Origin of the sequence: Mesorhizobium sp. WSM4884 (assembly GCF_029625675.1) — a bacterium.
In the GTDB taxonomy this organism is placed as follows: domain Bacteria; phylum Pseudomonadota; class Alphaproteobacteria; order Rhizobiales; family Rhizobiaceae; genus Mesorhizobium.
In genome coordinates, this window is record NZ_JARTVO010000003.1 from 284742 (window position 1) to 297412 (window position 12671).

Sequence of the window (12671 nt, forward strand, 5' to 3'; positions counted from 1 at the left end):
GTTATTTGCCGCGACGGCGCAGGCCGTCGAAGTAGACGATGACGATGATCAGCATGCCGGTGATGACGCGCTGCCAGAAGGTGTTGACGTTGAGCAGGTTGGCGCCGTTGTTGATCGTCGAAAGGATGAAGGAGCCGATCAGCGGCCCGTGCACCGAACCGATGGCGCCGAACAGCGAGGTGCCGCCGATCACCGACGAGGCGATCGCCTGCAGTTCATAGGTGTCGCCCTGCGTCGGGTTACCGATGCCGATGCGCGAGGCGAGCAGCACGCCGACGAAGGACGCAAGCAGACCGGACAGGATATAGGCCATGAAGATGGTGCGCGGCACATTCACGCCGGAAAGGCGCGCGGCCTCGGCGTTGGAGCCGACCGAGAACAAGTAGCGGCCCCAGCGCGTGTGATGCAGGAAGACGTAAGACGGTATCGCGACCAGGATCACCATCCAGAACAGATAGGGGATGCCGAGCAGCGAGCCGCGCGAGAAGGCCTGGAACGGGTCGCTGTTGATCGAGATCGAATTGCCGTTGGTCATCAGCAAGCCTATGCCGCGCAGCGAGGTCATGGTGGCGAGGGTGATGATGAAGGGCGGCAGGCCCATCTTGACGATGCCGAAGCCGTGGAAGAGGCCGATGGCGACGCCGACCAGCAAGGTGATCAGCACCGCCGCCCAGATCGGCCAGCCGGCATTGATCAGAAGCGCGACGACGACGGTGGTGAAGCCGACCACCGCGCCGACCGAAAGGTCGATGCCGCCGGTAATGATGACGAAGGTCTGGCCGACGGCGAGGATGGCGATCAGCGAGCCCTGGCGCAGAAGGTTGGTGATGTTGAGCGCCGTGGCGAAGGACGGCGTGGCGACCGCCAGCACGATCCACATCAGCAGCAGAAGGCCAAGCAGCGTCAGCCCGAACAGGGCGTTGAAATTGCGCTTGGGTTTTTCGGCGGGGATCGCCTCGGTGCTCATTTTTGTCCTCCCGACTTTTCTTGTTTCTCGGCCAGTGCTTGACCCAAAATGTCCTCGTGGCTGGCGGTGTGGAAGCCATGCGTGGCGACCAGCTTGCCGCGCCGGAACACATGCAGCGTGTCGGCGAGCTCATAGACTTCCGGCAGATAGGACGAGATCAGGATGATGCCGGCGCCCTTCGACAGCAGCGTCGAGAACAGCCGGTAGATCTCGGCCTTGGTGCCGACATCGACGCCGACTGTCGGTTCGTCGAAGATGAACAGCTTGGCGCCATGCGCCAGCCATTTGCCGATGACGATCTTCTGCTGGTTGCCGCCCGACAGGCTGGAGGCGAGCGCATGACGCGTCGGCGTCTTGATGCGGAGATCCGTGATCTGGCGCTCGGCCTCGGCCTTCTCGCGCGAGCCGGAGATCAGAAGATTGCTCGAAATGCGCTTGTAGATCGGCAGGTTGAGGTTCATGCCGACCGGCAGGTTGAGGCACAAGCCCTGATCGCGACGGCTTTCGGGAGCGAGGGCCATGCCGAGCCGGATCGCATCGTGTTCGGAATTGACCTGCACCTCCTTGCCTTGCCACAGGATCTGGCCGGCAGACTTCCTGTGGCGGCCATAGAGCGTGGTTACGAACTCGCTGCGGCCGGCGCCGATCAGCCCGTAGAGGCCGACGATCTCGCCGGCGCGGACGGTTACCGAGATATTCTCGAAGCCCTTGCCCGAGAGGTTCTTCGTCTCGACGATCGTCGCGCCAGGCGTGAAGTGCTCCTTGTGGTAGATCTGCTCGATCGAGCGGTTGATCATCAGCTTGACCAATTCCGGCTCGTTGGTCTCGGCGATGTTGCGGGTGCCGACGAGCGTGCCGTCGCGCAGCACCGAGACGCGGTCGGCAAGCTCGAATACCTCCTCCATCCGATGGCTGATATAGATGATGGTGACGCCTTCACCCTTCAGCCGGCGGATCAGCTTGAACAGCTGGTCGGCTTCCTTGCGGGTGAGATAGGCGGTCGGCTCGTCGAAAATCAGGAACTTGGTGCCGCGCACCGTGGCGCGGGCGGCGGCGATCAGCTGCTGCTGGCCGATGGTGAGGTCGCCGAGCACGACATGCGCCGGCAAATCGAAGCCCAGCCCGTCGATGATCTTCTGCGCTTCCTTCACCATGGCGCGCTGCTGCAGGAGACCGAAGCGCGAATTCTCCTCGCCGAGGAACATGTTGGCGGCGACGGTAAGATGGCGGCAGAGCACCACCTCCTGGTGAACGGCATTGATGCCGAGCGCCATCGCCTCGTGCGGCGTGGCGAGCGCTTCAGGCTTGCCCTCCCAGATCACCTCGCCGGAGGTGCGCGGCATGACGCCGGTGAGCAGCTTGATGAGCGTCGATTTGCCGGCGCCGTTCTCGCCGACGATGGCGTGGATCTCGGCCGCCTTGAAGGCAAGGTTCACCGGCTTTAGCGCATGGGTGCCGGGATAGCGCTTCTCGAGGCCCTTGAGTTCGAGGATCGTCCTGCCGGGCTCCAGCGTTGGTGCGGGGTGCAGTTCCTGCGCCGTCGACGTCATGACAATCCTCCCAGATTGATCTCAACCGGTGGGTACGCAGCGATGCGTCTTCGAGCGCATCTTGACGGTGAGCCTAAAGCGGTTCAGCTTCCAATGAAATGCCGACCCGCTTTAGGAGTTTGGTCTCACGCAATTCCGGACGGAAAACCGCTTCGCACTGTTCCTGGAATTGCTCCGTAGCAAGCCGGCGGATTTCCAAGCCTTTCCGCGGCGGATGTTTCCGGGGCGTCGAGGCCCCGGAAACGATTGTCGCGATGCCGCTCAGTTGAGCTTCGGGTTGAGCAGCGCGTCGATCTTCGGATCCTTCATGTTGTCCTTGGTGACGAGATTGGCGCCGGTATCGACATTGGCCTCGACCTTCTCGCCTTTCGAGGCGGCCAAAGCGGTCTTGATGCCGTCGTAACCCATCCGGTATGGATCCTGGACGACGAGGCCGGAGATGACGCCGTCATTGAGGAACTTGATCAGCTTCTCGTCGCTGTCGAAGCCGATCAGCGCCACCTTGCCGGCAAGGCTGTTCTCGGCGATGGCCTGGCCGACGCCCTGCGCCATGATCAGGTTGGATGCAAAGATACCCTTGAGGTCGGGATTGGCGGTGATCAGGTCGGTCGCGATGTTGAGGCCGGTGGTGGCCTGGCCGTCGGCATATTTGTCGGCGACGAGCTGAAGGCCGGGATATTTGGCCTTGAGCTGCTCCTTGAAGCCTTGCGCGCGCTGCTCGAGCGAACCGGCGCCCGGCAGCGCAGTGATCAGCGCGACCTTGCCCTCGACCTTGCCGCCATTGGCGGCGCCGATCGCGGCGGCGAGGCCGTCAGCCGCGACGCGGCCGCCCTGAACATTGTCGGTGGTCAGGAAGGAGGTGAAGGCCTTGGATTCGGCGCTGGAGTCGATGCCGATGACCTTGACCTTGGAGGCGGCCTCGTCGATCGGCTTGCCGAGCGCCTTGGCCTCGGTCGGCGCGATCACGACCGCAGCCGGGTTGCCGGCGACGGCGTTCTCGAGGATCGAGATCTGGCCGTTGACGTCAGTCTCGGCCTGGGCGCCGAGCTCCGGCACGTTGATGCCGAGGTCCTTACCGGCCTTGCGGGCGCCGGCCAGCACGATCTGCCAGTAGAAGGAGGTGGTGTCCTTGACGATGATCGGGATGGTCACGTCGGCCGCCGAGGCGGGGGCCGAATGCATCGCGCCGGCGAGCATCGAGGCGGCGGCCAGTGCCACGAAGGCGCGGCGGTTGAGAAGGCTGGTCACAAATTTCATTAGGTTCCTCCCTATGTCGCCTGGTGAAGGTTGCGGAAGCTCCATCTGGATAGGCGAGAACCAAACGGAACTTTATCAATAAAAAACATTTGCCGTGTTTTGATAGTGCAATGGTACGGTCTATGCAAGCACTGTTTGGTGCCGATTGCGTGATACGGGCTGGAGCATGACACCGGCATCTCAGCCAAGCCGCTGGATGATCGTATAGGGATCGTATTTGGCGAATTCGGCCGCTGGTACCTTGGTGTCGAGCAGCTCCAGGTTGCGCGTCAGATTGGCGGGCTTGGCCGTGCCGGTCAGCACCGAAGCCACGACCGGCTCGTGCAGCGGAAATTGGAACGCTGCCGCGGCCAGTGGATAGCCGCCTTTGGAGGCGATCTGCTGCATCGCGCCGACCCGGTCGAGAATATCCTTGGTGGCTGGCAGGTAATCGAAATGCGCGCCCTCGACCGGGCCGGTCGCCAGGATGCCGGAGTTGAAGACGCCGCCGATGATCAGCGAGGTCCGCCGCTCGCGGCAGAGCGGCAGCAATTCGGCCTCGGCGCTGCGGTCGAGCAGCGAGTAGCGGCTGGCCAGCAGGATGCAGTCGAGCGGTGCGCGGCGGAGCACGTCGAGACATATCCGGACCTCGTTGACGCCGAGACCGTAGGCGGAGATCGTGCCGGACGATTTCAGTTCCTCCAGCGCCTTCAGCCCGCCATCCATCAACTGGCGGAAATGGATCTTCGTTGCCTCTTCGCCATGCGTGTAGACGCCGATGTCGTGGACGAACAGGATGTCGATCTTGTTGAGGCCGAGCCGCGCGTAGGAGAAATCGACCGAGCGCATGATGCCGTCATAGGAATAGTCGTAATCGAGCGCGAAAGGCAGCGGATCGACATAGGAGTGGTCGGGAACCTGATCTTCCGGCACCGGACGGAACAGGCGGCCAACCTTGGTCGAAAGTACATAGGACGAGCGGGACTTGTCGCGCAGGAAGTCGCCGGTCCGGCGCTCGGAAAGGCCAAAGCCGTAGAAGGGCGCGGTGTCGAAATAACGCAGCCCGGCATTCCACGCCGTCTCCAGCGTTGCCATGGCGGCCTCGCGCGGACAGGCGCGGTAGAGGCCGCCGATCGCCGCGCCGCCGAAGCTGATTTCGGTGACTTCGAGCGCGGTCGTGCCGATCCGGCGTTTGTTCATCAAAGCCTCCCCTTGCCGTTCGACCGGCCGTTATTTTGACAATGCCTAGAGCAATTCCAGGAAAAGTGTGTAGCGGTTTTTCCGTCCGGAATTGCGTAAAAACAAATAGTTAGAGCGTCGCGCCGAGATGCCAGGGCACGAACTCGTTGTCGCCGTAGCCGAACGCCTCGCTCTTGGTCTTGCGGCCGGACGCCGTCTCGATGATCAGCTCGAAGATCTCGCGGCCCATGCCGGCGATCGTCTTCTCGCCGGAAGCGATGACGCCGCAATTGACGTCCATGTCCTCTTCCATCTGGTGGTACATCGTCGAGTTGGTGGCGACTTTGATCGACGGCGTCGGCCGGCAGCCGAAGCAGGAACCGCGGCCTGTGGTGAAGACGATGACATTGGCGCCGCCGGCAACCTGGCCGGTGGCCGAAACCGGGTCGTAGCCGGGCGTGTCCATGAACACCAAGCCGCTGCCCGAGACCTTCTCGGCATAGCCGAAGACACCGTTGAGCGACGTCTGACCGCCCTTGGCGACGGCGCCCAACGACTTTTCGAGGATGGTGGTGAGCCCGCCGCGCTTGTTGCCGGGCGAGGGGTTGTTGTCGATCGAGGCGCCGTGCTTGGCGGTATGGTCTTCCCACCATTTGACGTAGCTGTCGAGCTTGGCGGCGATCTCGGGCGAGGCGGCGCGGTAGGCAAGCAGATGCTCGGCGCCGTAGATCTCGGTGGTCTCCGACAGGATGCCGATGCCGCCGCAGCCGGCGAGGATATCGACGGCGGCACCCAGCGCCGGATTGGCGGTGATGCCGGACATGCCATCCGAGCCGCCGCATTGCAGGCCGACCACGATCTCGCTGACCGGGATCGGCTCGCGCTGCAACTGGCCGACTTCCTCGGCGATCTCGGCCAGCACGCCCATGGCCCTTTCGACGGATTTGCGCGAACCGCCGGCCTCCTGGATGTTGAAGTGCCGTTTTCCCGCGGCGACGCCCTTCTGGCCGTAAAGCGTGAGCTGGTTGACCTCGCAGCCCAGCCCGACCATCAGCACGCCGCCGAAATTCGGATGGCGGGCATAGCCGGCGAGCGTGCGGTGCAGAACCATCATTCCGTCGCCGGTGGAGCTCATGCCGCAGCCCTGGCCGTGCACGATCGGCACGAAGCCGTCGATGCCGGGATATTTTGGCAGCAGCGTGCGGTTGGCCTCGTCGGCGATCGCATGGCAGACGGTGGACGAACAATTGACGCTGGCGATGATGCCGATGAAGTTGCGCGTGCCGGCGCGACCATCGGCGCGGCGATAGCCCATGAAGGTGCGCTTGCGGTCGGCCTCGGTGGCGTGCTCGGCCTCGCTCGGCGGCACCACCGGCAGGCGGCCGCTCTCGAACACCAGATTGTGCGAATGGACGTGCTCCCCCGGCGCGATGTCCTGTGTGGCGCGGCCGATCGCCTGCGCGTATTTCACCACCGCTTCGCCGGCCGCGATCGTCTTGATCGCCACCTTGTGCCCCGGGTCGATCGCGGCAGTCGCGACCGCGCCGCCTGGCAATGCAGCACCGATCTCGATGCGGCCATTGGCGACCGCGACATTGTCGGCGGGGGAAAGCAGAATGGTGGTTGCGGCGTTCACGGGCGGCTGTCCTGGGTAAACCTGGGAATGTGGGCGGATTGACATACGCCCATTTGAGGATAATGTCTTTTATCGTGAAAAAACATTTTTGCGTCAATTGTTTTTTCACCGCGAGCGGCGCGCGTTCTTTCGGTGCGCAATTGCTCGTCCGGCAAGCCGGCGAAAGCCGTTCCGCTTTTCGGAGGCTTGCGCTAGGAACACCGATCATATCGCGCTTCCGGCGGGCCGCCGCAAGCGTTGGGGGATACGGGGCATGTCGAAGAGCAACAACGTCTACAAGGACGCCTTCAACCGCGGCCTGAGGCTGCTCGACGAAACCAAGAGCCTGCCGTCGGAGCCGGAGCTTGGAACGCTGCTCGGCGTCAGCCGCACCACGGTGCGCAGCATCCTCTCACGCATGGAGGAAACGGGGCTGATCGCCTGGAACAAGCGCAACAAGACGGTGCTGAGGTCGCCGCGGCCGGAAGATTTCTTCCCCGAGGAGGAGACCGACTCGCTGGCCGAGATCATCGAGCGTTCCTTCATGCGCCGGCTGCTTGCCGAGGGCGCCGAGGCCGGCATGCAGATCAACGAACTGGAGCTCGCGCGCGAGATCGGCGTCGGCACCACCAGCGTGCGCGAATTCCTGATTCGCTTCTCGCGCTTCGGCCTGATCGAGAAGCGGCGCAACAGCCATTGGGTGCTGAAAGGCTTCACCCGCGCCTTCGCGCTGGAGCTGACCGAAATCCGCGAGATGTTCGAATTGCGCTCGGCGGCGGCCTTCGTCGCGCTGCCGGAGGAGAGCGCAGTTTGGGCGGACCTGGACAGGCTCGAGGAAGAACATCGCCAGCTGGCCCGCGAAATCGCAACGCGCTTCAATGAATTCTCCGAGCTCGACGAGCGCTTCCACCGGCTGATCCATCGCGCCTCGCACAACCGCTTCATCGTCGATTTCTACGATGTGATCGCGATGATCTTCCATTACCACTATCAGTGGAACAAGGCGCAGGAACGCGAGCGTAACGAGGTCGCTGTCCAGGAGCATCTGGCCTATGTCGCGGCGCTGAAATCCCGCGATCCCGCAAAGGTCGACGCCGCCTGCCGCAAGCATCTGAAGTCGGCGCGCCAGACGCTGCTGAGTTCCATTCCAGAAGGGCGGCAGGCGCAGCTCGCCTGAGTCTGGCGTATCGCGCCGCGTTGCCGCAGCCTGGTTTTGCCGATTTTCCAGCCGCCGGCGCCGTGTTAGGGTCCGCCAACTTGCTTGGAAGAGGCAAACCGTTGGATATCCGGCTGAGACGATGGAGCATGCCGGCCGCGTTGGTCGCGGCGCTGTTGCTGTTGCTCCAGTCGGCGCTCGGCGCCTTCGCCTTCGGCGCGCCTTCGCAGCTCGATGCCTTCGGCAACGTCATCTGCACACATGACGGGGCGGTCAAGCTTCCCGGCGACGATCCGCACCAGCAGCATATGCCGGCCTGCTGTTCGCTCGGCTGCAGCATGGTTTCGTCGGCGCATCTGCCGCCGCCGGACAGTGGCGCGCTTGCCAGGACCTCGGCATTCGAAGCGGTCGCTTTCCCGCCCCCGGCTTTCAGACATCTCGATTTCGCCCGCGACCGGTCGCCGGCCAATCCGCGCGCGCCGCCGGCTACGATCTGACGGCACGACTCCCTGCGGAACCTTTCGCGGGTGCATTCATCCAAGATCAGACTGCTCGCGACCGGACGCCGGCGCGATCTCATAGCCATGGAGCAACCATGTCCAATTCTTTTCCAGCAGCGCGCGCACAGGCCCATCCGCGTGGCTTCGAACACCTCGGCCTCGCAGTGATCGCCCTCCTTTTCCTGTTCGCCTGCATTCCCGGCGCCCTCGCGCATGAATTCAAGGCCGGCGATCTCGAAATCGGGCATCCCTGGTCGCGCGCGACGCCGCCCGGCGCCAAGGTGGCCGGCGGCTATTTCACCGTGACCAACAAAGGCAGTGCGCCGGACCGGCTGCTGTCGATTTCCTCCGACATCTCCGACAAGGCCGAACTGCATGAAATGGGCGTCAAGGACGGCGTCATGACCATGCGGCCGGTCACCGGCGGCCTCGAAATCCCGGCCGGCGGCAAGGTCGCACTCAAGCCCGGCAGCTATCACCTGATGTTCATCGGCCTCAAACGACAGCCCAAGCAAGGCGAAAAGTTCCCTGCGACGCTGACCTTCGAGAAGGCCGGCAGCGTCAAGGTCGAGTTCCTCGTCGAAGGCATGGGCGAGACGGAGATGGACGAGCACGCCGATTGATCGCCCGCCCGCACCAGAAATCAGAGGGATAATTCATGAAGAAGTATCTTTTGGCGGCCGGCGCGTTCCTGACGCTCGGCACGACCGCCGCGCTCGCCCACATCACGCTGGAAACGCAGGAAGCGGCTGTCGGCTCGACCTACAAAGCCGTTCTGCGCGTGCCGCATGGCTGCGAAGGCAAGGCGACGACGGCGGTGCGGGTGCAGATCCCGGAAGGCGTCATTTCGGTGAAGCCGATGCCGAAGCCAGGCTGGACGCTGCAGACCAAGAAGGGCAGGTACGAGAAATCGTATCAGCTCTATGGCGAGACGCTGACCACCGGCGTCAAGGAAGTCGACTGGAGCGGCGGCAACCTGCTGGACGAATTCTATGACGAGTTCGTTTTCCGCGCCTCATTGGCTGCCGATCTGCCTGCCGGCCAGATGCTCTATTTCCCGGTCGTGCAGGAATGCGGCGATGCCGCGGCTCGCTGGATCGAAATTCCGGCGGCAGGCCAGGATGAGGATGCTTTGGAAAATCCGGCGCCCGGCATCAAATTGCTGCCGAAGAAATGATCCTTTGATGGCGTGCCCGCTCGGGCGCGCCATCGCCTCTCGAAAGACCGCATGAACGCAGCATCTTACCCAGTCCGCCTGAGCGGCAGCCGCATCAGGCAAGTCACCGGCGGCCTGATCGCGGCTTTCGTGCTGATGCTGGCGCTGGTGCTGCCTGGCCGCGCCTTCGCGCATGCGGCGCTTGTCGCGACCGATCCGGCCGACGGCACGGTGTTGATGCAGAGCCCCGCCCGTTTCTCGCTGACCTTCAGCGAGCCGGTCTCGCCGTTGGTCCTTACTATTGTGCGGCCGGACGGCACGCGGCTTGCCCTGACCTCCTTTCGCCTCACGGACCGAACCGTCGAGATCGACAATCCCGAGACGCTCAAATCCGGCACACATGTGCTGAGTTGGCGGGTGATTTCGGAGGACGGCCATCCGGTCGGCGGCTCGGCGCTGTTTTCCGTCGGCGCGCCGAGTGCGGCGCCTGTTGTCGGCGAAACCGTCGACTGGTCGCTGCGCACGGCGATCTGGATCGGCAAGCTCTTCCTCTATGTCGGCCTGTTTCTCGGCGCCGGCGGCGCCTTCTCGCTCGCCTGGCTGGCCGAAAGCCGCCGCTGCGGCCGGCGTTTCGTCACAGGCGCTCTGCTCTGTGGACTGGCTGCCGCCCCGACTTCGCTCGGCTTTCAAGGGCTGGACGCGCTCGGGGCGCCGCTCGCACGGTTTGCAGCGCCGATCGTCTGGACGACCGCGATTGAAACCAGTTTCGGCTGGACGGTTCTCGTCGCCCTGATCGCGCTTGGCTTCGCGCTGCTGTCTCTCGCCGGGCCCCGAGCTTGCCGCAAGCTGCTTGCGCTTGCCGGGCTCGTCGGCGTGGGCACGGCACTTTCCGCCAGCGGCCATGCAAGCGCCGCCGAGCCGCAATGGCTGACGCGGTCGCTGGTATTCCTGCACGGCGCGGCCATCGCATTTTGGGCGGGCGCGCTGGCGCCGCTCGGCCTTGCCTTGCGATACCAGCCGGCGGAGGCGAAGGTTTTCCTACGCCGGTTCTCGCGTGCGATCCTGCCTGTCGTTGCCGTGCTTGCCGCAAGCGGCGTTGTGCTGGCGATCATCCAGGTGCAGGAGCCGGCGGCGCTGATCAACACAGCCTACGGCCGCCTGCTGCTCTTGAAGCTTGCCTTGCTGCTGTTCCTGTTCACGCTCGCCTCGGTCAACCGCTGGACGCTCACCGCGCCAGCCGAGGCGGGCGACACGGAAGTGCAGCGGCGACTGGTGCGTTCGATCGGCATCGAGACGCTGATCGTGCTCGCCATCTTCGGCGTCGCCGCCGGCTGGCGCTTCACGCCGCCGCCGCGCGCGCTGGCGATCGCCGCCGCGCAGCCGGTATCGGTCCATATCCATACGCTGCAGGCGATGGCCGATCTCAGCATCATACCCGGCCACGCCGGTCAGGTCGCCGCTTCCATGGTCATCATGACCGGCGATTTCGGGCCGCTCGACGCCAAGGAGGTAACTCTGGTGCTGTCCAAGCCGGACTCCGGCATCGAGCCGATCAGGCGGCCGGCGACCAAACCCGGCGACGGCACCTGGCGGGTCGACAATCTCGTCATACCGCTGCCGGGCCGCTGGAACGCCCGGCTCGACATTCTCGTTTCGGATTTCGAGATGGTGAAGATCGAGGCGCCGATCGACATCAGAGCGGAGTGACACTATTCGGCGAGGCGGTTGACGCGGTCGCGAAGGCCCGTCAATCATCCTTTGCAAAACGCGGCCTCCAACAAAAGCATTCGAAAGCAGGGAAGAAACGATGGAAAAAGCCGAAATCGGCCTGATCGGCCTTGGCACGATGGGTTCCAACCTGGCGCTCAACATCGCCGAGCATGGGCACCGCATCGCCGTCTTCAACCGCACCCCATCGCGCACCGACACCTTCCTCGAGAGCGCCGGTCCACTGAAGGACAGGGTCGTCCCTTGCTACAGCCTGGAGGAACTTGCCGCGGCGATCCGACCGCCTCGGCCGATCATCATCATGGTGCTGGCCGGCAAGCCGGTCGACGAGCAGATCGCGGCGCTTCGCGGCGTGCTTTCCGACAACGACATCGTCATCGATGCCGGCAACGCCAATTTCCGCGATACGATGCGGCGCTTCTCCGAGCTGTCTGGCTCGGGTCTGACCTTCATCGGCATGGGCGTCTCCGGCGGCGAGGAGGGTGCGCGCCATGGGCCGTCGATCATGGTCGGCGGCACGGAAGAGTCCTGGAAGCGCGTCGAGAAGGTGCTGACGGCGATCTCCGCGAAATTCAAGGACGAGCCGTGCGCCGCCTGGCTCGGAACCGATGGCGCCGGGCATTTCGTCAAGACCATCCATAACGGCATCGAATATGCCGACATGCAGATGATCGCCGAGATCTACGGCATCCTGCGCGACGGCCTCTCCATGGGACCGAAGGAAATCGGCAAGGTCTTCGAAGACTGGAACAAGGGCCGGCTCAACTCCTACCTGATCGAGATCACCGCCAAGGTTCTGGCGGCCGACGATCCGAAGACAGGCAAGCCGGTGGTCGACGTCATCCTCGACCGCGCCGGCCAGAAAGGCACCGGCAAATGGTCGGTCATCGAGGCGCAGCAGCTTGGCATTCCGGCGACGGCGATCGAAGCGGCCGTGGCGGCGCGCGTGCTGTCGTCGATCAAGGACGAGCGGCAGGCGGCGGAAAAGGCCTATGGCAATATCGGCGTCGAGAAGATTTCCGGCGACAAGGCGGCTCTTTTGAAGGATCTCGAGCTGGCGCTGTTCGCCGGCAAGATCGCGGCTTACGCGCAAGGTTTCGCGGTGATGAGCGGCGCCTCAAGAGAGTTCAACTGGAACCTGCCGATGCCGACCATCGCCAAGATCTGGCGCGCCGGCTGCATCATCCGCTCGCAGATGCTGGACATGATGGCGGAGGCCTTCGGCTCGGGCGGCGCCTCCACCAACCTTCTGATGGCGCCGGCCTTCATCGCCATGATGAAGGAAGCGCATCCGTCGCTCAGGCGGATCGTTGCGAGAGCCTCGGAGACCGGCTCGCCGGTGCCGGCGCTGTCCTCGGCGCTCGCCTATTTCGACAGCTACCGTCAAGGCCGGGGCACCTCGAACCTGATCCAGGCACAGCGCGATTTCTTCGGCGCGCATGGCTTCGAGCGGATCGGCGAGCAGGGTGCGTTCCACGGGCCGTGGGGCAGCGGGGCTGCTTAGGCCCAGGTCGCGTCAAGTCGTCGGGCATTCCTCAGAGTTGATGACGAAGCCGCGTGGCCTTGGCCAATCTCCGGCGTCGA

General features: G+C 64.1%; 11 protein-coding genes. 6 read left to right on the top strand and 5 right to left on the bottom strand.

Annotation, left to right across the window (positions count from 1 at the left end):
* Position 1: 1 nt before the first annotated feature.
* The 5 genes from P9236_RS06635 to P9236_RS06655 all read right to left on the bottom strand — a co-directional run bounded on the left by P9236_RS06635 (position 2) and on the right by P9236_RS06655 (position 6568).
* On the bottom strand, positions 2 to 967 hold the full coding sequence (locus P9236_RS06635; protein ID WP_278073803.1) for an ABC transporter permease: 966 nt from the start codon (positions 965 to 967) through the stop codon (positions 2 to 4).
* The gene (locus P9236_RS06640; RefSeq protein ID WP_278073804.1) at positions 964 to 2517 is read right to left on the bottom strand and encodes a sugar ABC transporter ATP-binding protein; all 1554 of its coding nucleotides are present in this window, start codon (positions 2515 to 2517) and stop codon (positions 964 to 966) included. The genes P9236_RS06635 and P9236_RS06640 overlap by 4 nt, the downstream gene beginning before the upstream one ends.
* 261 nt (positions 2518 to 2778) lie before the next feature.
* Entirely contained in the window at positions 2779 to 3774 is a 996-nt protein-coding gene (locus P9236_RS06645) for an ABC transporter substrate-binding protein (protein WP_278073805.1), read from the bottom strand.
* A 180-nt stretch (positions 3775 to 3954) separates the two neighbouring features.
* Positions 3955 to 4953 carry an aldo/keto reductase gene (locus P9236_RS06650; protein WP_278073806.1) on the bottom strand — a complete coding sequence of 333 codons (999 nt, stop codon included), beginning with the start codon at positions 4951 to 4953 and terminating at the stop codon, positions 3955 to 3957.
* A gap of 109 nt (positions 4954 to 5062) precedes the next feature.
* The gene (locus tag P9236_RS06655; RefSeq protein ID WP_278073807.1) at positions 5063 to 6568 is read right to left on the bottom strand and encodes an altronate dehydratase family protein; all 1506 of its coding nucleotides are present in this window, start codon (positions 6566 to 6568) and stop codon (positions 5063 to 5065) included.
* A 253-nt stretch (positions 6569 to 6821) separates the two neighbouring features.
* Between P9236_RS06655 and P9236_RS06660 the strand changes: the two genes are divergently transcribed.
* The 6 genes from P9236_RS06660 to gndA all read left to right on the top strand — a co-directional run bounded on the left by P9236_RS06660 (position 6822) and on the right by gndA (position 12591).
* Positions 6822 to 7724: a GntR family transcriptional regulator gene (locus tag P9236_RS06660; RefSeq protein ID WP_278073808.1), complete on the top strand. Its 903-nt coding sequence runs from the start codon at positions 6822 to 6824 to the stop codon at positions 7722 to 7724.
* Between the two features lie 128 nt (positions 7725 to 7852).
* Positions 7853 to 8200, top strand: a complete 348-nt coding sequence (locus P9236_RS06665) for a DUF2946 family protein (RefSeq protein WP_278073809.1) — start codon at positions 7853 to 7855, stop codon at positions 8198 to 8200.
* A 98-nt stretch (positions 8201 to 8298) separates the two neighbouring features.
* Positions 8299 to 8826, top strand: a complete 528-nt coding sequence (locus P9236_RS06670) for a copper chaperone PCu(A)C (protein ID WP_278073810.1) — start codon at positions 8299 to 8301, stop codon at positions 8824 to 8826.
* Between the two features lie 35 nt (positions 8827 to 8861).
* On the top strand, positions 8862 to 9380 hold the full coding sequence (locus P9236_RS06675; protein ID WP_278073811.1) for a YcnI family protein: 519 nt from the start codon (positions 8862 to 8864) through the stop codon (positions 9378 to 9380).
* A 51-nt stretch (positions 9381 to 9431) separates the two neighbouring features.
* Positions 9432 to 11066: a copper resistance CopC/CopD family protein gene (locus P9236_RS06680; RefSeq protein WP_278073812.1), complete on the top strand. Its 1635-nt coding sequence runs from the start codon at positions 9432 to 9434 to the stop codon at positions 11064 to 11066.
* 100 nt (positions 11067 to 11166) lie between these two features.
* The gene (gndA, locus tag P9236_RS06685) at positions 11167 to 12591 is read left to right on the top strand and encodes an NADP-dependent phosphogluconate dehydrogenase (protein ID WP_278073813.1); all 1425 of its coding nucleotides are present in this window, start codon (positions 11167 to 11169) and stop codon (positions 12589 to 12591) included.
* Positions 12592 to 12671 lie beyond the last annotated feature (80 nt).